The organism is Synechococcus sp. RS9902, assembly GCF_014279635.1.
Classification (GTDB): domain Bacteria; phylum Cyanobacteriota; class Cyanobacteriia; order PCC-6307; family Cyanobiaceae; genus Parasynechococcus.
Genome location: NZ_CP047949.1, coordinates 2,369,801 through 2,386,894 on the forward strand (window position 1 = coordinate 2,369,801; position 17,094 = coordinate 2,386,894).

23 protein-coding genes and 1 tRNA gene are annotated in these 17,094 nt (G+C 59.3%); 14 read left to right on the forward strand and 10 right to left on the reverse strand.

Going from position 1 to position 17,094, the window contains the following annotated elements; all coding sequences use genetic code 11:
• Positions 1–41: 41 nt before the first annotated feature.
• Genes SynRS9902_RS12900 through SynRS9902_RS12915 form a run of 4 tightly spaced genes read left to right on the forward strand, consistent with a single transcriptional unit; the run spans position 42 to position 1,825 of the window.
• Positions 42–452, forward strand: coding sequence for a transcriptional repressor (locus SynRS9902_RS12900; protein ID WP_186509420.1), 411 nt, complete (start codon positions 42–44; stop codon positions 450–452).
• Positions 449–1,186: an MBL fold metallo-hydrolase gene (locus tag SynRS9902_RS12905; RefSeq protein ID WP_186509421.1), complete on the forward strand. Its 738-nt coding sequence runs from the start codon at positions 449–451 to the stop codon at positions 1,184–1,186. Before SynRS9902_RS12900 ends, SynRS9902_RS12905 begins: the two co-directional genes overlap by 4 nt.
• A 38-nt stretch (positions 1,187–1,224) precedes the next feature.
• Positions 1,225–1,461 (forward strand): high light inducible protein, encoded by a 237-nt coding sequence (locus SynRS9902_RS12910; RefSeq protein ID WP_186509422.1) that lies wholly within the window; start codon positions 1,225–1,227, stop codon positions 1,459–1,461.
• 58 nt (positions 1,462–1,519) lie between these two features.
• Positions 1,520–1,825 (forward strand): TIGR03894 family protein, encoded by a 306-nt coding sequence (locus tag SynRS9902_RS12915; RefSeq protein ID WP_115009834.1) that lies wholly within the window; start codon positions 1,520–1,522, stop codon positions 1,823–1,825.
• Positions 1,826–1,909: 84 nt separating this feature from the next.
• On the opposite strand, the gene SynRS9902_RS12920 is transcribed toward SynRS9902_RS12915, so the two are convergent.
• A complete protein-coding gene (locus tag SynRS9902_RS12920) occupies positions 1,910–2,095 on the reverse strand; it encodes a hypothetical protein (RefSeq protein ID WP_186509423.1) in 186 nt (61 codons plus the stop codon).
• 215 nt (positions 2,096–2,310) lie between these two features.
• Positions 2,311–2,463 (reverse strand): hypothetical protein, encoded by a 153-nt coding sequence (locus SynRS9902_RS12925; protein ID WP_186509424.1) that lies wholly within the window; start codon positions 2,461–2,463, stop codon positions 2,311–2,313.
• Between the two features lie 163 nt (positions 2,464–2,626).
• On the opposite strand from SynRS9902_RS12925, the gene SynRS9902_RS12930 reads away from it, so the two are divergent.
• The 4 genes from SynRS9902_RS12930 (at position 2,627) to SynRS9902_RS13770 (ending at position 5,326) form a co-directional block, all read left to right on the forward strand.
• A complete protein-coding gene (locus SynRS9902_RS12930; protein ID WP_186509425.1) occupies positions 2,627–2,791 on the forward strand; it encodes a hypothetical protein in 165 nt (54 codons plus the stop codon).
• A gap of 244 nt (positions 2,792–3,035) precedes the next feature.
• Positions 3,036–4,385: a site-specific integrase gene (locus SynRS9902_RS12935; protein ID WP_186509426.1), complete on the forward strand. Its 1,350-nt coding sequence runs from the start codon at positions 3,036–3,038 to the stop codon at positions 4,383–4,385.
• Between the two features lie 313 nt (positions 4,386–4,698).
• Positions 4,699–4,923, forward strand: coding sequence for a hypothetical protein (locus SynRS9902_RS12940; protein WP_186509427.1), 225 nt, complete (start codon positions 4,699–4,701; stop codon positions 4,921–4,923).
• A gap of 277 nt (positions 4,924–5,200) precedes the next feature.
• A complete protein-coding gene (locus SynRS9902_RS13770) occupies positions 5,201–5,326 on the forward strand; it encodes a hypothetical protein (RefSeq protein ID WP_255446144.1) in 126 nt (41 codons plus the stop codon).
• Between the two features lie 394 nt (positions 5,327–5,720).
• On the opposite strand, the gene SynRS9902_RS12945 is transcribed toward SynRS9902_RS13770, so the two are convergent.
• From SynRS9902_RS12945 to SynRS9902_RS12955, 3 genes are all read right to left on the reverse strand, one after another.
• Positions 5,721–7,781, reverse strand: a complete 2,061-nt coding sequence (locus SynRS9902_RS12945) for a peptidylprolyl isomerase (protein WP_186509428.1) — start codon at positions 7,779–7,781, stop codon at positions 5,721–5,723.
• A 186-nt stretch (positions 7,782–7,967) separates the two neighbouring features.
• Positions 7,968–8,324 carry a hypothetical protein gene (locus SynRS9902_RS12950; RefSeq protein WP_186509429.1) on the reverse strand — a complete coding sequence of 119 codons (357 nt, stop codon included), beginning with the start codon at positions 8,322–8,324 and terminating at the stop codon, positions 7,968–7,970.
• Positions 8,325–8,480: 156 nt separating this feature from the next.
• Positions 8,481–8,552: transfer RNA gene (locus SynRS9902_RS12955), tRNA-Val, on the reverse strand.
• 58 nt (positions 8,553–8,610) lie between these two features.
• Here SynRS9902_RS12955 and SynRS9902_RS12960 point away from each other — a divergent pair.
• Both SynRS9902_RS12960 and mazG read left to right on the forward strand, forming a co-directional pair.
• Complete coding sequence (locus tag SynRS9902_RS12960) at positions 8,611–9,093, forward strand: metal-binding protein (protein ID WP_186510666.1); 483 nt, start codon at positions 8,611–8,613, stop codon at positions 9,091–9,093.
• Between the two features lie 33 nt (positions 9,094–9,126).
• On the forward strand, positions 9,127–9,960 hold the full coding sequence (gene mazG / locus SynRS9902_RS12965; RefSeq protein WP_186509430.1) for a nucleoside triphosphate pyrophosphohydrolase: 834 nt from the start codon (positions 9,127–9,129) through the stop codon (positions 9,958–9,960).
• Here the strand turns inward: mazG and arfB are convergent.
• Complete coding sequence (gene arfB, locus SynRS9902_RS12970) at positions 9,957–10,388, reverse strand: alternative ribosome rescue aminoacyl-tRNA hydrolase ArfB (protein ID WP_115009815.1); 432 nt, start codon at positions 10,386–10,388, stop codon at positions 9,957–9,959. The two genes, mazG and arfB, sit on opposite strands and share 4 nt — an antisense overlap.
• A 269-nt stretch (positions 10,389–10,657) precedes the next feature.
• On the opposite strand from arfB, the gene speE reads away from it, so the two are divergent.
• Both speE and speB read left to right on the forward strand, forming a co-directional pair.
• Positions 10,658–11,500 carry a polyamine aminopropyltransferase gene (gene speE, locus SynRS9902_RS12975; RefSeq protein ID WP_186509431.1) on the forward strand — a complete coding sequence of 281 codons (843 nt, stop codon included), beginning with the start codon at positions 10,658–10,660 and terminating at the stop codon, positions 11,498–11,500.
• Positions 11,497–12,387, forward strand: a complete 891-nt coding sequence (gene speB / locus SynRS9902_RS12980; protein ID WP_186509432.1) for an agmatinase — start codon at positions 11,497–11,499, stop codon at positions 12,385–12,387. Before speE ends, speB begins: the two co-directional genes overlap by 4 nt.
• On the opposite strand, the gene SynRS9902_RS12985 is transcribed toward speB, so the two are convergent.
• Both SynRS9902_RS12985 and SynRS9902_RS12990 read right to left on the reverse strand, forming a co-directional pair.
• On the reverse strand, positions 12,381–12,848 hold the full coding sequence (locus SynRS9902_RS12985) for a cyclic nucleotide-binding domain-containing protein (RefSeq protein WP_255446145.1): 468 nt from the start codon (positions 12,846–12,848) through the stop codon (positions 12,381–12,383). The genes speB and SynRS9902_RS12985 overlap by 7 nt on opposite strands.
• A 14-nt stretch (positions 12,849–12,862) precedes the next feature.
• A complete protein-coding gene (locus SynRS9902_RS12990; RefSeq protein ID WP_115009811.1) occupies positions 12,863–13,075 on the reverse strand; it encodes a hypothetical protein in 213 nt (70 codons plus the stop codon).
• Positions 13,076–13,205: 130 nt separating this feature from the next.
• On the opposite strand from SynRS9902_RS12990, the gene gcvT reads away from it, so the two are divergent.
• Both gcvT and aspS read left to right on the forward strand, forming a co-directional pair.
• Positions 13,206–14,309 (forward strand): glycine cleavage system aminomethyltransferase GcvT, encoded by a 1,104-nt coding sequence (gene gcvT, locus SynRS9902_RS12995; protein WP_186509433.1) that lies wholly within the window; start codon positions 13,206–13,208, stop codon positions 14,307–14,309.
• Positions 14,310–14,358: 49 nt separating this feature from the next.
• Positions 14,359–16,191 (forward strand): aspartate--tRNA ligase, encoded by a 1,833-nt coding sequence (aspS, locus tag SynRS9902_RS13000; RefSeq protein WP_186509434.1) that lies wholly within the window; start codon positions 14,359–14,361, stop codon positions 16,189–16,191.
• Between the two features lie 11 nt (positions 16,192–16,202).
• Here the strand turns inward: aspS and SynRS9902_RS13005 are convergent, their stop codons facing one another.
• Both SynRS9902_RS13005 and SynRS9902_RS13010 read right to left on the reverse strand, forming a co-directional pair.
• Positions 16,203–16,367 carry a hypothetical protein gene (locus SynRS9902_RS13005; protein ID WP_186509435.1) on the reverse strand — a complete coding sequence of 55 codons (165 nt, stop codon included), beginning with the start codon at positions 16,365–16,367 and terminating at the stop codon, positions 16,203–16,205.
• Between the two features lie 330 nt (positions 16,368–16,697).
• A complete protein-coding gene (locus SynRS9902_RS13010; RefSeq protein ID WP_186509436.1) occupies positions 16,698–17,018 on the reverse strand; it encodes a hypothetical protein in 321 nt (106 codons plus the stop codon).
• Between the last annotated feature and the right edge of the window lie 76 nt (positions 17,019–17,094).

The following is a 17,094-nucleotide window of genomic DNA, read 5'->3' on the forward strand; positions in this document are numbered from 1 at the left end:
TGTGATGTTGAGTGGCTGCTGGTTGGTCGCCCTTTGAAACCATGGCCACTCGCCGCCCTACCACCCAGATCAATGCCCGCCAGAAGGTCTTGCTGGCGAACCTGCAGGCCTGTGGTGATGAGATGAGCGGTCAGCAGCTGCACCGCAGCCTGGAGCCCGACCAAGCCATGGGCCTGGCCACGGTGTATCGCAATCTGCGTCAGCTGCAGCAACGGGGCCTGGTGCGCTGCCGCCACCTGCCCAATGGGGAAGCGCTCTACGCGCCGCTGGAGCGGGATCGCCACCACCTCACCTGCGTCGATTGCGGCAAGACCCAGGCGCTCGACCACTGCCCGATTCACGACCTGGAGGTGCCCGAAGACGGTCGCAAGGGCTTCGATCTCCTGTTCCACACGCTTGAATTCTTTGGTCTCTGCAGCGACTGCCGCGAGCGGCAGCAAAGCCCCTCATGACCCTGGCCGCCACCTACTACGGAGCCAATGGCTGGATGCTCGAATTCGACGATCTCCGCGTTCTGGTGGATCCCTGGCTGCGCGGCAGCCTGAGTTTCCCCCCAGGGGATTGGCTGCTGAAGGGGGAGCTGCCCTGTGAACGCAAGGCCCCCGAAAAGCTGAACCTGCTGTTGCTCACCCAGGGGCTCGCGGACCATGCCCATCCGGAAACTCTGGCGCTCCTCCCCAAGGACCTGCCCGTCATTGGATCGGTGGCTGCAGCACGGGTGGTGGATCGCCTGGGCTTCACCAGCGTGAAAGCCCTCTCCCCCGGAGAGAGCACCAACCATCAGGGCCTGCAGGTGCGGGCCAGCGCCGGTGCACCGGTGCCGATGGTGGAAAACGGTTATCTGCTCGAGCATCCGGCCGGATCGCTCTATCTGGAACCCCACGGTTTTCTCGATCCAGCGCTGGAGCCGCAACCGCTGGATGCCGTGATCACGCCGATGGTGGATCTAGGCCTTCCAGCGCTTGGGGCGTTTGTCAAAGGCTGCTCCGTGGTGCCGCAACTGGTGGAACGCTTCCAACCGAGCACGGTGCTCGCCAGCACCTCCGGCGGCGACGTGCGCTTTGGCGGTGCCTTGAGTCGGGCCCTACAAACGAAAGGATCCGTGGCCAGCACTGGAGCCCAGCTACCCGCCAACAGCCGCTGGACCGACCCAACACCCGGAGAACGCCTGCTGCTGAAAAACTGATTTTTCGGATTAAGCTTTGTAACAACAGCTTGAGTTCGATGAAATCTCCGCAAGCCAACGATTCCTGGTTCCAAGGCGTCGCTGCCCGCGACATCCACATGGAGCAGCTCAAAAAGGCCGAACGCTTCAACGGCCGTGCCGCCATGGTCGGCATCGTGATCGGAATCATTACCGAGGGGCTCACCGGTGCCGGCATCGTTCACCAGATCGGGCTGGGTCCCCTGGTGGATGGCTATGCCGCCTGCCGCACCCAATTCCTGCCCTTCTGCTTCTGATTCGGAAGGGGGACCACCCCCCCGATGACGAGAATGGTGCGATTCACGTTCGAATCGAATGGCTGCTGACAAGGAACTGCTGAAGGAAGTGGCCCTGGAGCTGTGGAACACCACCAAAAAGCTTCGTCCCGGCCTGCCCAAAGCGCCTCGCGCCCAGCTGGTCTTAAAAGCCCTGCTCACCATCGGTGACATGAGCGATCAGCTGGAAGCCGCCATGGTGCTTGGAGTGATTGAGGCGCAGGAACCCGACGATGAGCCCGGGCAGGGAGAAGCGGCGGGCGAAGACAAGACGGTGTCTGAAACCGATGCCAAGACCGAGCGGGAGACCCCCAGGGTTGTGCGCAAGCGCTCCAGCAGCCGCTGATCAAGACTTCCAAATGACAAACCACCCATCCCGCTCCCTCCCTGGGGATGGGTCAAGCTCTTGAAAGCGCTTCGGCGAGACGGCTTAACGCTGCAGAGCAACCACAGCCGCAGCAGCAGCAAGGGCCACGATTCCAGCCATCCAGATGCTGCCTTGGCGTTCCAACAACCACGCAGCGTTGCGAGAGATCGACAACCTGCCAGTTGCCAACAGCGCAGTGAACCCCACGAGCAGAAACACGGGAACCACAAGCGCCAAGACCAACTGCATCACAAAGTGCCTTTGAGGCCTACCTTCCAATGATGATGTGGTGGCCAATCGAGCTACTTCTCTACGTCCGCACCACAGCCTGAATCTTGACTCTGTTGATCGTCACGGCCGGTTTCATTGGTCTGCTTTGGCTCACGCAAAGCTTGATCAGACGTGGCATGGATGACGGCAGCAACAGCTGAGGCGCCTTCGTTCCGCTGAAGGGACGAACCTCGTCAGCGATGCCTGGGCTCCCCTGGGGCCTGCTCGGCTTCCGCCTTCAGGAAACGGCGATGCTGAGATGAGGCATAGCCGCTGAGGTCAATTCCGCTGGCATTGCTGCCAGCCTTTCGCCACTCCCTCGGGGGAGTGCTGGATCTTCTGTTCATGGAAGCGAGTTATCGGTTCTCGCGCAGTGGGCCTTCAATCAGGCTCTTTGGCGTCGCTCCAGCTTTGCACACCCAACCGTCCGACGCACCGAGCGGATGAGTAATTGCAGCTACGGCAAGCCATTCGAATCGGACCGATACTCCGCCCAACGGCAAACGGCTTGTGACTCCTGAAGAGCAGTACGTGCAATGCATGGATGCTGCCTACGCCGCTGCTGACAGGGAGACCTGCGTGAAAATCATGCGAAGGGCAGAAGGCGTCCTGCGCGGTGAATTCAGCGCCCAGCCAACAAGCGATGGTCCTGGAGAGCAAGCGCTGGCGAACTGAAGCAAAACCTCAGGAAACGCAGTGCTGCACTGCATTTTGAAATGGGTGATACTGGGATCGAACCAGTGACAATCTCCTTGTAAGGGAGAACGTCAAACGGTACGGCCAAAACGATCAGAGATCGAAATCACTGGCCAGAAGCCTGATCCAAAGCGGTATCACAAGGATTGAGCCACAAGCGTGCTCCGCCCTGTCGTTGCGTGTCACGACCAGTTGGAGCACACTTTGGAGCACGCACACGGATTTGGAGCACGCCACCGAAATGGGCCGCAGCTCACAGGCTTGGGAAGCAGCAATGCGGGCGACCAATAAGGCCGCGAACGGGCGGAACTGGACGATCCGGCAGCTGAAGGGGCGGATGCAGCTCACGATGAAGCTGGAGGACGGCTCAAAGCCCTCTGTCCTCACGGAGATCCCCTGGCAGCCCGACAAGGCCACCGAGATCCTCAACGCGGTTCAGGAGATCAGATCCTTCGTCGAGACGGGCGAAAGCATCCAGGAGGCCAACCAGAAGCGCCTCAAGGCCCTGGGCAAGGAGAGCGGCAAGGCTCCGGCGCTCAGAAAGTTCGACTGGTCGGCTGCCGCCGATGCCTTCCTCGAAAGCATGGAAGGACGACGGGGCGGGACCCTCGCTGACCTCAAGATCCGAGTGCGGCGGTTCAAGCTCACCCTCAAGAACAAGCCAGCGCCAACGGACGGCCCCTCCCTGATGCGGGCCTTCGCGAAACTATTTTTCGACGAGCTTTACCCTCCCGACCACAAAAGAGCTGGCCAGCTGAAGATGCCCCCGGGCGGGGACGGGCGGCGCAGAAACTTGCAAGACGTGGCCCGTATCCTGGATTACGGCGTCGAGGAGATGGGCGCCCCGGAAAGATGGAGGCCGCTCTCAACAAAGAAAAGAAAGGCCCTCGTCGGGGCGCCAGTCACTACAACTGAAAACTCCAAGGAGACCATCCCGTTACTACCGGAAGATTTCGAGGCATTGCTAGACAACCTCGAAGCAGATAGCCAACACGAAATGTGGCTTGCTGTTGGATTGATTGGATTTTATGGATTGCGTGAAAGTGAACTTGCCATAATGAGGCTTGATGACAACGGGAACCTTTATATAGGCGGACAAGTTAAGCGCGGCCTCAAAGAGATTGAGACGGGCGATCAGAAGGGCGAGCGGCTTGTCAAACCCTTAGAAATCAAGGGCAGAGCGGGTTTAGGCAAGAAGATGGCAACGCTCTGGAACAACGGCCATGGCCTCTACAAACTACCCGAGGCCGTCCTGACTCAGATCGATCAGGTTGAAGATTTGAACGGATTTAAGGCCGTTGGAGCCGCCTTTGCCCAAAAACTTAGGCGCTATAGATACTGGAAGATTCTGACCAAAAAGATCCCGGGCTTGAAGGTAAATGCGCTGCGACACGGTTGGGCATGGCGTGCTCATAAATATTCTGAAAGACCGCTACATTATTCTCAAGCGGCGAAGTTAATGGGACACACAACTCGCGTGCATTTGAAGTATTACTCGGCCTGGGTAAACGATCAGGAGCTGGAACAAGCAACCGAAAGGTTCAATCAAGCGGTCGAATCTGTTGCGATCTGACGCGACGTGTCTTATAAAAGTTTCAACCAGTTCCCGCCACCGGCCTTCGGGTTCAGCGTCACGGACTGGAACGATCAGGCTCCGGCCTGACCGATGCTCACGATCATTCCCTTCGGGGCCGCTTGCTTACCGATGCAAGCGCGGGTCGTCATTCACCGGCGACGGTGACATGCAGTGCGCAGCATGAGGGTGTGCGCTCCCAGAAAGGGCCCAGAGGTGGGCAGCAGGTTCAGCCCCGACGGTGTGGTCACAGGGGGGCTCTGCACCAAGACCTTTCTGTGCCCATGCAATGCCTTGGCTGAAGACCCGCCCAATGGCGGACGCTGCTGGATGCAGCGAAAGAACCCTCAAGCGGAACATGGATGTCCGCGGCGGCTGCCTGAATCTCGGCGAGCACTATCGCCACGGTCCCTCCGCCAACTCCTCTTATCTCTGGCGAGCTGATCTTGTGATCGAAGCCCTGAGCCACCGCGGAATGGTGGCCGCCGAGGGCCGCAAGCTTCTCCTTGAACTCACTGCGTCGGAGCAAAAAAATTGACCGACGCCACAATCTGCAGCGCCGGTCGAGGTCCGTGCAATGACCCGACTTTAGGCGAGTTCCTCCAATTCCGGGAGATGGTTCAGCCCCCGCAAAGCAAGTCAAGGACTGAGTTCCTCGGAACACCTGTTCCGGCGCGTGCTCCAAGCCGTGCTCCAAACCCCGAAACGCCAAGCATCACCAATCCCGCGGCTCCGTCTCGGCAAGCGTTTCAAGCCCCCTGCAACGCCAAGCGTCACCTTCCGACTCGGACCGTCACTTTTACCGTTTCACCCCCATGGCTACCAACTACGACAAATTCATCATTCACCCCGCCTACGCCGACGGGCACGACTGGGATGAGTTCATCAAGGCCCTAGAGAGGGCTGGCCTCGAGAAAAGCGGACATCCAAAAATATGTTGAAGTCAGATCCTTCATGCCCGAACAACACTCTGCCAGTCAAAAGATGAAGGCCCATTCGACATCGTCACAATGGAGCTGACTTGGATCGGGGACGGAACAGACGGACCGTTCAAAAAGGACCGCCATTACATCAAATCGATTTGTTCAACTTGCGGTCGCGGCATGGTGGCGGCGACGAAAGTAATTACTGCGTGCGGGGCCAAAGACGACGGGAGTCCGCATCACGCTCATATCTCTACCGCGTCGTCACAGCATCGTTAAGGACCGATTCCTGGTGACCTGTCCCGTGTGCGGGAAAGATTTCCGCCCGAAGCGCAGCACGGCTCGGTTCTGCTCCACCACCTGCCGGGTGAAGAGTCACAGGATCAGTTTGTTCGAGCCAGAAAGTCGATATTCAGACAATAGTGAAATCCTCAGCACCTAATTCAGGAGCACCTTGAAGTTTGGCAAATAGACCACCATCTCCCCATCCCTTTTGCTTGCCATTCTCATTGAAGTAAAGAAGACCCTTCTTCTCGTCATATACAAAATCAACACCTGACTTTGATGCTTGCTTGGCTTTCTTTTTCTTGGAAACGTTCTTCATCGTGATTACCTCACCAAGATTGAAGACATTTTTATCCAAAAGAATGGAATCACCTTCCTCAGGATCGAAGTCGGCAATTTTATCGAAATTCTTGCTTCCAAATCCACCAACTTTATTAAAGACGAAACGATCGGCACCTCCCCCCCCTACCAGAATATCTTTGCCAGTACCGCCATCCAATTCATCATTACCTGCCAGACCATTGAGGCGGTCGTTACCTCCTTTTCCTTTGATCAGATCTGAAAATTCACTGCCATCCAACTCATCTTTTTTCTTTGTACCTTCGATTGGTGCTGTCACAACAACCTCAATGGCCTGCACCGTCGTGCCGCCTAGGTCATCCGTGATGGTCACCAGAAATCCGTCCGATCCAGAGTAATCTTCGTTTGATGTGTATGTCCAGCGCCCGTTTGTGGGATCGATGTTGGCAGTGCCATTGAGGGCGGCGAACTTGTCTTTGATTGAGTAGATGGATTCACCAGTTAATCCATCCTTGTCTTTCGCCTTGAGGCGCCCAGAAATCTGAAAACCTGTGGGTGAAGAGGCACGTTTTTCGCCTTTGACTTTGGCTCTTACTGAATATTGATCAGATTGAATCGTGTAAGACTGTTCAGCTGACGTATCATCTAAAGATGATATGGCGGTCAGAAACAATGTTGTTGGAGCTTCGAGGGATTGTAGCAACGTTAGTTCAATATTTCCATCGTCATTAATCTGTGCATTAATAGATCCTAGATCGTCACTGTCCAGATCAAAAAACATCAGTTGACTGTCACGCTCGATCTCTCTGGCGTTTGAAATTAGATAAAAATAAGGCTGGTAAAGCTCATCTCTCCAGAGGGGTAAATTAGTGAAAGCAGGATTGATGTCGGTGGCAGGAATGGTTTCACCCTGCCCAATGACATCACCCACCTCTAGGCCAGATCCCAGAACTTCGCCGAAAACTGTAAATCCACCGTTCTGCTGGTCGAGATTAGAGCTGTTGTCATTGAGGTTGATGAACCATTGGCTCGTGGCGCTGTCCGGATCGCCACCGATCTTGGCCATGGCCACAGTACCGCGAACATTGCTGTTTCCAGGTTCATTTTCAAGAGGACCGAGAGATTCAATGGGCGAGACAACTCCGTCATTGACGGCAAATCCTCCGCCTTGAATTATGAAATCAGGAACAGCACGATGAATAATTGAGCCGTTGTAAAGTCCTCGCTCAACATAGTCTAGGAAATTTCTGGCAGTCTTTTTTGTTTGTCGCTCTGCTAGCCCAGCTTGATCGTAAAGCTCGAAATAGAGAGAGGGGATTCCGGAGGGGCCCGCGAATTGAAGTTCAACAACGCTACCTTCGATGTCGGGGAGATCGAAAATAGTGTCAGGATCTAAAGTTATGGATTTCTCTCGGGATAAAGTTAGCTTCTGCTGGCTCGGAAGCAATGTAACAATAGACCTTAAATCGGAAGCAGAGGTATCATCTAGCATTGAAGACAAAGAACTTGTAAATAAATCAATTCCCCCCTGCATCGGCCGATGAGAACTGCAGTAATAAAGCAGACCCTCAATATCTCCGGCAGAGTCAGTAAATTCAATCTTAAAAGACTGATCCCCAGTAATGCCAGCTGACGGGCCTCCGTCGCCCGTAATCAGGATTGCATCAGAGGATGTTTGCTTATAGCCGGTGTCTGAAATGAAGAAGGGGTGTGAAGTTTCCTCGTTCAGGCGATAGAAGGTATAACTCTTGCTCGTATCGAAGGTAGGCTCAGAGAGTTCCTGGCTGCCGCTTGAGTCGGTATAGAAATGATAATAAGGAGTCTCAAGGCCAGCAGCAGAGATCCACAGATCAATGTTTTCTACTGTCATTGAGATCGAAGTAGACAATCATTCAGCCGGAGTTTAGTCCTTCTCGTTGCAATAAAGAATTTGAAAGCGTAAGAACTCTGAATCCACCTACGGGTGGAAACACTGGCCAAAAGCCAAGTCACAACGATTGATCAGCCTGCGTATTGCTCGGTGATCAGCAGTGATGGGGATTGGATGGATGCCACGCCTAAGCGGCAGCGCGTTTCAACGGCGTACGCCATGGCCACGATGGCTGTTGTAGCCAACGCCGGTCATGTGATCGAGCTGGCGGATGGCACTCACCACTGCACCAGGGTTGTTCTGCTTCATCGCCTGTCCAGCGGCAGCCATCAGCGTTTGGATTGACCAGCTCAGCAGCTCTTTGCGATCGATGCCGGATTCATCCACATCGTCCTTGATCTGCGCCCACGCCTTCTTCAGCAGCCGGTAGCCCTGCGCTCTGGAGACCCCCCACGTCTGTCTCGCATGAGCAAGACAAGCGGTGTTGGGCTCGCCGTTCAGGATCATTCCCTGGAGCTGGTCGACTCGCTCGGCGGACTCTGCTGAGGTGGCTCTTGCCATTGCCCATCAAACAGTGAAAGGCGCTGGGAAATCCAGCTTTTGAAGCAACGATAGGTCGGTTTGGAGCACGATTTGGAGCACACCTAGCCAACAATCAAGAAAATGGCCTCACCGTCGAAAGCGATGAGACCAATGCTGGTGGGCTATTTGGAGGAATGGGCGATACTGGGATCGAACCAGTGACAATCTCCTTGTAAGGGAGGTGCTCTACCGCTGAGCTAATCGCCCCACCGGGCAGATTCTGCCCTAACGCGTCAGCTTGGGGGCGCACGACAGCCCCGAAGAGTTGGCAACGGGTCGCCGCCACGATCAGAGCATCTGGGTCATGAGTCTCCCGCTCGGCATCGCTGTGGGCTTGGCGCTGGGATGGGCTGCAGCCTTGATCGCAGCCGCCAGCTGCCTGGCTGGCGGTTTATGGCTGTCCCCAGACCTCGATACCCGCTCCAATGCGCTGCGGCGCTGGGGAGCCCTCGGCTTTCTCTGGTGGCCCTACCGCCTGCTGATTCCCCATCGCTCGCTCTGGTCCCATGGTCCGCTGCTGGGAACAACCGCGCGCCTGGCGGTGCTGCTCACCTGGTGCCTGATCGTGAGCATGGCGGTTCCAGCACTCTCACCAGCGGTGCTGCTGACGACGCTCCAGCAACTGATGCATCAGCACCCACGGGAGTTCATCGCTCTGCTTGTGGGTTTGGAGGGCAGTGCCTGGATCCACCTGATCCTCGATGGCGACCCCTGGCCCCAGGAATGGTCGAAGAAACGACAGCGATGAGAAGGTGGGCGTTGCCCCAGTTGTTGCCCCGGCATGGCCAATGCTCCTTCTGACGCCATCCAGCGACTGATCGATGTTGTGGCCCAACTCAGGGATCCAACAACGGGCTGTCCCTGGGATCTGGAGCAGACCCATGCCTCGCTGGTGCCCTACGTGCTGGAAGAAGCCCATGAAGTGGCCGATGCGATCCGCCAGGGCAGCGATGCCGAGATGAAGGAAGAGCTGGGGGATCTGCTGCTGCAGGTGGTGCTGCATGCCCAGATCGCTCGGGAGCAGCAGCGCTTTGATTTGGATGCGATTGCCGACAGCATCAGCGACAAACTGATCCGCCGTCACCCCCATGTGTTCGGCGATGCCGTCGCCAGCACCAGTGACGAGGTGCGACACAGCTGGGAGGCCATCAAGCTCCAGGAGCAGGCCGAGGCCCTGGCGGGCTCCTCCAGCCCCCTCAGCGACCGGCTCAGAACCAAGGTGCGGGGCCTGCCGGCCCTGGCCGGGGCCATGACCATCTCCAAGAAAGCGGCCAAAGCCGGCTTCGAGTGGGATGACATGGCCGGCGTCTGGGAAAAGGTCCATGAGGAGCTGGACGAACTCAAGGAGGCGGTGGCCAACGGCGACAAAGGTCATGCCCAGGAGGAACTGGGCGATCTGCTGTTCACCCTGGTGAATGTGGCCCGTTGGTGCAGCATCGAACCCGAGGAGGGTCTCGCCGGCACGAATCAACGCTTCCTCGACCGCTTCTCCCGCGTTGAAGCTGCCCTGGAAGGGGATCTGCAGGGCCGCAGCATCAACGAATTGGAAGCCCTCTGGAAACAGGCCAAAGCGGCGATCCGAGCAGAACACTCGCCCACCTCTGGATCCGATTAGTCGTCCAGGGAGGGACGACTGCGCCGTTGACGCTTGAGGTCACCACGCTTTTTCTTCGTGTCCAAGCGCCGCTTCACGGCACCACGACCCGGCCGGGTGGCCTTTCGGGCACGCGGTGCTGGCTGCAAGCCCTCCCGCAGCAGCTCCCCCATGCGATGCAGAGCCTTCTGTCGGTTCTGCCATTGGGAGCGTTCTTCTGCGACCACAACCCGTAGGCAGCCCTCCACCAAACGGGTCTGGAAGTGCTCCAACAATCGGGCGCGGCGAAATGGACCCAGACAGGAACAGTTCGCTAGATCCAGAAGCAATTCCACACGGGAATCGGTGGTGTTAACCCCCTGCCCGCCGGGGCCGGATGAGCGGCTGAACCGCCAGCGCAGCTCCCTGGACGGAATGGTCAACCGCTCGTTCACCACCAGGTCTTGCACCAGCCATCTCCTGGCTCAAGAACAACAGGATGTTCCCACCAGGTTGATGCTTCGAAGAGGGAGCACCTGCACCAACACTGACCCCTACCGATAAAACAAAAGCCTTGATCTGAAGAAAAAGGCTTTGGAGCTGCCCTCTTCCACAGCAGCTCCCCAACTAAGCACATTCAACCTCCACATCTTGCGTTCGTCAATCCCAAGAGCACCACATCTGGTGTTTGGGAACAGCCCCACCGGGTCCTTAGCTGGAGAGATGCCCACCGCAGCCCATGAGCAGCTGGATTGACGAAGAACACCGCGGCGTCCGCTATGGATTGAAGGGAGAGGTGCTGGTCGAGGAGACCAGTCCGTTCCAGCGGATCAGCGTGATTCGCAGTGAGCGCTACGGGCGGGGGCTACTCCTGGATGGCTGTTGGATGACAGCGGAACAGCAGGAACGCCACTACCACGAGGCCTTGGTGCACCCAGCCCTATGCAGCGCCAGCTCGATCGAGCGGATTCTTGTGATCGGAGGCGGGGACGGCGGCACCGCGCGGGAATGCCTGCGCCACTCAGGCGTCCAGCGGCTGGACATGGTGGAGATTGACGGGCGTGTGGTGGAACTCAGCCGGGAACACCTTCCCGACATCGGCGGATCCGCCTGGTCTGATCCGCGGTTCCAGCTCACGGTGGGCGATGGCATCGCCTGGGCCGCTGAGGCTGAGGACCAGAGCTATGACGTTGTCTTGGTGGATGGCTCTGATCCCGCCGGACCCGCCGAAGGCCTGTTCAACCGCGCCTTCTTTGAAAACTGCCGACGGCTGCTGAAGCCCGGGGGCGTGTTCGGCACGCAGAGCGAATCTCCAGAAGCCTTCCGCGATGTCCACATCGCCATGGTGCGCCTGTTACGCGAGGTGTTTGACCATGCCGACCCGCTCTATGGCTGGGTGCCGATGTACCCCAGCGGCTGGTGGAGCTGGACCTTCGCTGCGATGGCAACACCCCGTTACCGCACTCCAGACCCAGAGCGCAGCGAGGCCATCGCCGCAGGCTGCGAGATCTGGTCCCCGCGTTGGCAGAGAGGTGCCATGGACGCCATTCCGGCCTTCGTCGAACGGGAGCTGCAGCCATGACCGCACAACCGCCGAGTGGGCTTTTCGACAGTTTGTTTGACAGCGACGGGACCATTTTCATGGGATCCCGTCGCAACCCTGCCGACTGCCGCGTTGGTCTGTTTGGTGTGCCGTATGACGGCACCACCTCCTTTCGCCCTGGCACCCGCTTCGGCCCCGCCGCCATCCGAGAGGTGAGCGCTGGCCTGGAGACCTATTGCCCGCAACTCAACCTGGATCTGGAGGATCTCGACTTTGCCGATCTTGGTGCCGTTGAGATTCCCTTCGGCAACCCTGAGCCCGTTCTCACCAAGGTGAAGCAAGCAACCGAAGCCGTGCTCAGCCTGGGGCTCAGGCCCCTGATGCTGGGCGGGGAGCATTCGATCAGCTCAGGTGCCGTGGAGGCTGTGGCACAACGCCACCCCGACCTGGTGCTGGTGCAGCTGGATGCCCATGCCGACCTCAGGGACAGCTGGCTGGGGGCCCGCCACAGCCATGCCTGCGCCATGCGCCGCTGCTTGGAGGTTCTTCCCAGCCAGACGCTGTTTCAACTCGCGATCCGCAGTGGCACGCGGGAGGAATTCAGCGAACTGCACGAGAGCGGCCGGCTGATGCCCAGCGTCGACGCCCTTCAACAGGCCCTCGCTCCCTTGCAGGGGAAACCCATCTATCTCACCGTCGATCTGGACTGGTTTGACCCCGCCGTTCTGCCTGGGACCGGCACACCGGAACCCGGTGGTTACCACTGGTCTGACTTCGCCAGCCTGATCGGGGTGCTTCGAGAGCATCACCTGGTGGCGGCCGATGTGGTGGAACTGGCCCCACAACTCGACACCAGTGGCATCAGCTCCGTGCTGGCCGCCAAGGTGACCCGCAGCCTGCTGCTGCTCCTGGGTGGCGATCAATAGAAGTGACGGGCATCAGCCCGCTGCTGCCGCAAACGGCTGTGCTGCTTGCTGAGCAATTGCAGCACCAGCGTTGGATGCCGATGGATGAGCGCCAGAAAATTGGAGCGGCTCAGGCGGAACAACGAAACAGGCGTCACCGCTGTGGCATCACGGCTGTGGCACTCGGCGCCATCCACCAGATCCTCATAGAAAAACAATTCACCGGAACCAAAGCGAATGCGGTTCAACGGACCACTGCTCAGTTCCATCCATCCCCGTTCAATCACATGGATGAACTGCACCGACTCCCCTACACGGAACACGGTTGTGCCGGTGGGAAGCGTCAAGCGTTCCACCTCAGGCTGTTCCTGGATCAGCTCCAAGGGAGTCAGCGGAGCTGATGCAGACAACGGCAACAACGTTGGATGAATGGAAGTATCCCGTGATCGACCGTTAGAGGCCATCACCAATGGCGGAGACATGGATGGATCCAGGCTCACGTCAAGCTGCGATCCAGCTCCAGCTGACGCTCTCCAACACCGCTGCTCTGCAGAGCCGGAAGCTTGGGGGAACGGGGGGTCCAGTGGTGACAGACCATCAGATCTGCAATCTCGGCATGGACCTCCAACCGGCGCAGACGGCACCACCCCTTAGCACCTGCCGGCAGGGTGCAGTACTGACAACTGCGACAGCAGGAGCTGGCGGCCAAACAAGCGCTCCGGAAACGCGCTCAAGCTAGTGACGGTCTACGAAACGGACCATGGACAGGGGCAAATTTCCGGGTTCCCTTCCGGATCGTGAAGCCCTCCATAAGAATGCGCTTCTCATCGGCCGCCCCCATGTCCCTGCAGCGCACTCCCCTGTTCGAGTCCTGCCGCAGCGCCGGGGGCCGCATGGTGCCGTTTGCAGGCTGGGAGATGCCGGTTCAGTTCAGCGGCCTGATCCAGGAGCACAAGGCCGTTCGCGAACGGGTCGGCATGTTCGATATTTCCCACATGGGAGTGCTGCGCCTCGAAGGTGCCAATCCCAAGGATGCGCTGCAAAAGCTGATCCCCAGCGACCTGCACCGCATCGGTCCCGGCGAAGCCTGCTACTCGGTTCTGCTGAACGAGCGCGGCGGCATTCGCGACGACCTCATCGTTTACGACTGCGGTGCCATTGATGCCGAACGGGGTGCGCTGGTGCTGGTGATCAATGCCGCCTGCGCCGACAGCGACACCGCCTGGATCCGTGAACAGATGGAGCCCGCTGGCCTGACGGTGACCGACATCAAAAAGGACGGAGTGCTGCTCGCTCTGCAGGGCCCTGAGGCCATGGGTTTGCTGCAGGAGCTGAGCGGCGAAGACCTCAGCGGCTTGCCCCGCTTCGGCCACCGGATGCTCAACCTCGAGGGCCTGAGCCAACCAGTGTTCAGTGCTCGCACGGGCTACACCGGCGAAGACGGTGCCGAGCTGCTGCTCAACGCCGACGACGGACAGAAGCTCTGGCAGCGTTTGCTGGATCGCGGTGTCACCCCCTGCGGCCTGGGGGCACGGGACACCTTGCGGCTGGAGGCCGCCATGCACCTCTACGGCCAGGACATAAACGACACAACCAACCCCTTCGAGGCGGGGTTGGGTTGGCTCGTGCACCTGGAAATGCCCATGGATTTTGTGGGCCGACAGGCACTGGAGCAGGCGGTGGAATCCGGCCCCACCAAGCGCCTGGTCGGCCTCAAGCTTCAGGGTCGTGCCATCGCCCGCCACGACTACCCCGTTATCCACAACGGAGAAATGGTGGGCATCGTCACCAGCGGCACCTGGTCCCCCACCCTGGAAGAAGCGATCGCCCTGGCCTACGTGCCCCCGTCCCTCGCCAAGCTCGGCACCGAACTGAGCGTTGAGATCCGCGGCAAGGCCCAGCCGGCAATGGTCGTTCGCAAGCCCTTCTACAAACGTGCCTGAAGCTCACCGCTGCTGTGGGAAACTCGCTCTTCTCCAGTTGAGACATCCCATGCGCAGCAACGGTTGCGGCGACCTGCGCGAACAGAACATCGATCAGCAGGTGCAACTGTGCGGCTGGGTGGATCGACGCCGTGATCACGGCGGGGTGATTTTCATCGACCTGCGGGACCGCAGCGGCACGGTGCAGATCACGGTGGACCCGGATCTGGGCGCCGACGCCTTCGCCGTCGCCGAGCATCTGCGCAGCGAAACCGTGCTGCAGGTTGAGGGGAAAGTGCGGGCCCGGCCTGGCGAATCGCTGAACGACAAGCTGGCCACGGGGGCTGTGGAAGTGCTCGCCAGCGGCATCACCGTGCTGAACAGCGTGAAAGGCAACCTGCCCTTCCCCGTGTCAGTGCACGACGAGGAGAACACCCGCGAAGAACTGCGGCTGCGCCACCGCTATCTGGATCTGCGCCGCAAGCGCATGAACGACAACCTGCGGCTGCGGGCCCAGACCATCCAGGCCGCCCGTCGCTTCCTGGAGGACGCAGGCTTCATCGAGGTGGAGACCCCGGTTCTGACCCGCTCCACCCCGGAAGGCGCCCGCGATTACGTGCTGCCCAGCCGGGTCTGCGGCGGCGAATGGTTCGCCCTGCCCCAGTCCCCCCAGTTGTTCAAGCAGCTGCTGATGGTGGGCGGCATCGAGCGGTACTACCAGGTGGCCCGCTGTTTCCGCGACGAAGACCTGCGGGCCGACCGCCAGCCGGAATTCACCCAGCTGGACATCGAGATGAGCTTCATGGATCAGGAGCAGATCCTGGAGCTGAACGAATCACTGATCTGCGCCATCTGGAAGGCCGTGAAGGGCATCGAACTACCGCGCCCCTTCCCGCGCATGACCTGGCATGACGCCATGGACCGATACGGCACCGACCGGCCTGACACCCGTTACGGCATGGAGCTCACCAACGTGAGCGACATCGTGAAGGACATGGGCTTCAAGGTGTTCAGCGGTGCCGTGAAGTCCGGCGGCGCGGTGAAGTGCATCGCGGTCCCCGGCGGCAACGATGCGGTGAGCAACGTTCGGATCAAGCCGGGCGGCGATGTGTTCAGCGAGGCCCAGAAAGCCGGTGCCGGTGGCCTGGCCTTCATCCGGGTGCGCGACGGCGGTGAGATCGACACGATCGGCGCCATCAAGGACAACCTCAGCGATGAGCAGAAGCAGGAACTGCTCAGCCGCACCGGCGCTGAACCTGGCACCCTGCTGCTGTTCGGTGCCGGCGACACCGCCACGGTGAACAAAGCCTTGGATCGCGTGCGCCAGTACCTGGCCAAGGAGCTGGGCATGGTCAAGGCCGACCGTGACAACGACCAGTGGAACTTCCTCTGGGTGGTGGACTTCCCGATGTTCGAGTTCAACAGCGAAGAGAACCGTTACGAGGCTCTGCACCACCCCTTCTGCGCCCCCAATGCGGAGGATCTCGGCAGCGATGCGTCGAAGTGGGCCGAAACCCTGCCCGGAGCCCGGGCCCAGGCCTACGACCTTGTGCTCAATGGCCTTGAGCTCGGCGGTGGCTCCCTGCGCATCCATGACTCCGCCCTGCAGCGCCAGGTGTTGCAAACGGTTGGGTTGCCCCTCGAGGAGGCCCAGGAGCAGTTCGGCTTCCTGATTGACGCTCTCGATGTGGGCGCACCGCCCCACGGCGGTCTGGCCTTCGGCGTGGACCGGATGGTGATGCTGCTGGCCGGCGAGGAGTCCATCCGCGACACCATCGCCTTCCCCAAGACCCAACAGGCCCGCTGTCTGATGACCAGTGCCCCAGGGGGCGTGGCCGACAAGCAGCTGGAAGAGCTGCATGTGGCCAGCACATGGGTGGAGCCCAGCGACGAGGACGTCTGAGTAGCGCCGACTCAGCTCCGGCAGTGCACCTTCAGCAGCAAAGCGCCGATCTCTGGATCGTCTTGATTGGCGTAGGCCTCTTCCTCAAGCCGACGATCGCTGCTGCTAAGGCCCGCATAGACCTGTCCTTCAAGGTGCCGCAACGCTTGCCGATCGATGCGTGGGGACAACCCCAACGGTTTGGGAAAACTGCGAATCGACCCTCCAGCGCAGCTTTGTGCTGTGTGGATGGCTTCATGGTTAAGAACGCGTCGAAACGCTTGGGTTCCCCTGCCTACGACGGAGTGACTAATCCGCATTTCGCCACGTCGTGGATTCCACTCACCTGACGCACCAAGGCGATTCGGTTCTGCGATCACCACAGTGACGCCATATCGATTCAACGCGGCCAAGAGGTTCTTGATTGACGCAACGTCGCTTGCGTAATCCGGTGGAGAACGCAACAAGGCTTGAATGTCTTGCAAAGACAACTCCGGAGCACCGGGCCTTTTCCGGTAGGTGTATTCCTAACGGCCTTGGTCATTCACAACCAATCGCGGCTGCCACTGGCGGTCGTTCTGGGCAAGCACGTCCAGCACCAAACGTTGATTCGCGACACCGATTTCCAAAAAATCCGGCAAGCCAGCCAGCTGGATCGGAGCGGATGCAACTCCAGCCGCAAGGGGCTCGACGGTTGGAGGTTTCTGAACCTGCTGACGCAGAACAAGCCAAGTTCCCGTCAGGAGAGCCAGAACGATCAGTCGCTGACCCAGTCCGGACGACGGACTTGGCATGCCCACGATGACTCCAAGCGTTGTGATGCCCAGCTTCCCAGAAACGAATGGCATGACCGAGCGGTTTGCCTAGATCCCGAAGGGAATCAGCGCATTTGTCGCACCGCGGTCAACGGCGAGGAACCCTGAA

Bases quoted from the DNA above. Each gene is read 5' to 3' on its own strand.
- SynRS9902_RS12905 (WP_186509421.1), top strand. From the start codon at position 449: ATGACCCTGGCCGCCACCTACTACGGAGCCAATGGCTGGATGCTCGAA.
- mazG (WP_186509430.1), top strand. From the start codon at position 9,127: ATGGCCAATGCTCCTTCTGACGCCATCCAGCGACTGATCGATGTTGTG.
- SynRS9902_RS13770 (WP_255446144.1), top strand. From the start codon at position 5,201: ATGGCTACCAACTACGACAAATTCATCATTCACCCCGCCTACGCCGAC.
- SynRS9902_RS12940 (WP_186509427.1), top strand. From the start codon at position 4,699: ATGGCGGACGCTGCTGGATGCAGCGAAAGAACCCTCAAGCGGAACATG.
- SynRS9902_RS12950 (WP_186509429.1), bottom strand. From the start codon at position 8,324: ATGGCAAGAGCCACCTCAGCAGAGTCCGCCGAGCGAGTCGACCAGCTC.
- SynRS9902_RS12925 (WP_186509424.1), bottom strand. From the start codon at position 2,463: ATGAACAGAAGATCCAGCACTCCCCCGAGGGAGTGGCGAAAGGCTGGC.
- SynRS9902_RS12920 (WP_186509423.1), bottom strand. From the start codon at position 2,095: ATGCAGTTGGTCTTGGCGCTTGTGGTTCCCGTGTTTCTGCTCGTGGGG.
- SynRS9902_RS12985 (WP_255446145.1), bottom strand. From the start codon at position 12,848: ATGTCTCCGCCATTGGTGATGGCCTCTAACGGTCGATCACGGGATACT.
- speE (WP_186509431.1), top strand. From the start codon at position 10,658: ATGAGCAGCTGGATTGACGAAGAACACCGCGGCGTCCGCTATGGATTG.
- SynRS9902_RS12910 (WP_186509422.1), top strand. From the start codon at position 1,225: ATGAAATCTCCGCAAGCCAACGATTCCTGGTTCCAAGGCGTCGCTGCC.
- speB (WP_186509432.1), top strand. From the start codon at position 11,497: ATGACCGCACAACCGCCGAGTGGGCTTTTCGACAGTTTGTTTGACAGC.
- SynRS9902_RS13010 (WP_186509436.1), bottom strand. From the start codon at position 17,018: ATGCCATTCGTTTCTGGGAAGCTGGGCATCACAACGCTTGGAGTCATC.
- SynRS9902_RS12915 (WP_115009834.1), top strand. From the start codon at position 1,520: ATGGCTGCTGACAAGGAACTGCTGAAGGAAGTGGCCCTGGAGCTGTGG.
- aspS (WP_186509434.1), top strand. From the start codon at position 14,359: ATGCGCAGCAACGGTTGCGGCGACCTGCGCGAACAGAACATCGATCAG.
- SynRS9902_RS12900 (WP_186509420.1), top strand. From the start codon at position 42: ATGGCCACTCGCCGCCCTACCACCCAGATCAATGCCCGCCAGAAGGTC.
- gcvT (WP_186509433.1), top strand. From the start codon at position 13,206: ATGTCCCTGCAGCGCACTCCCCTGTTCGAGTCCTGCCGCAGCGCCGGG.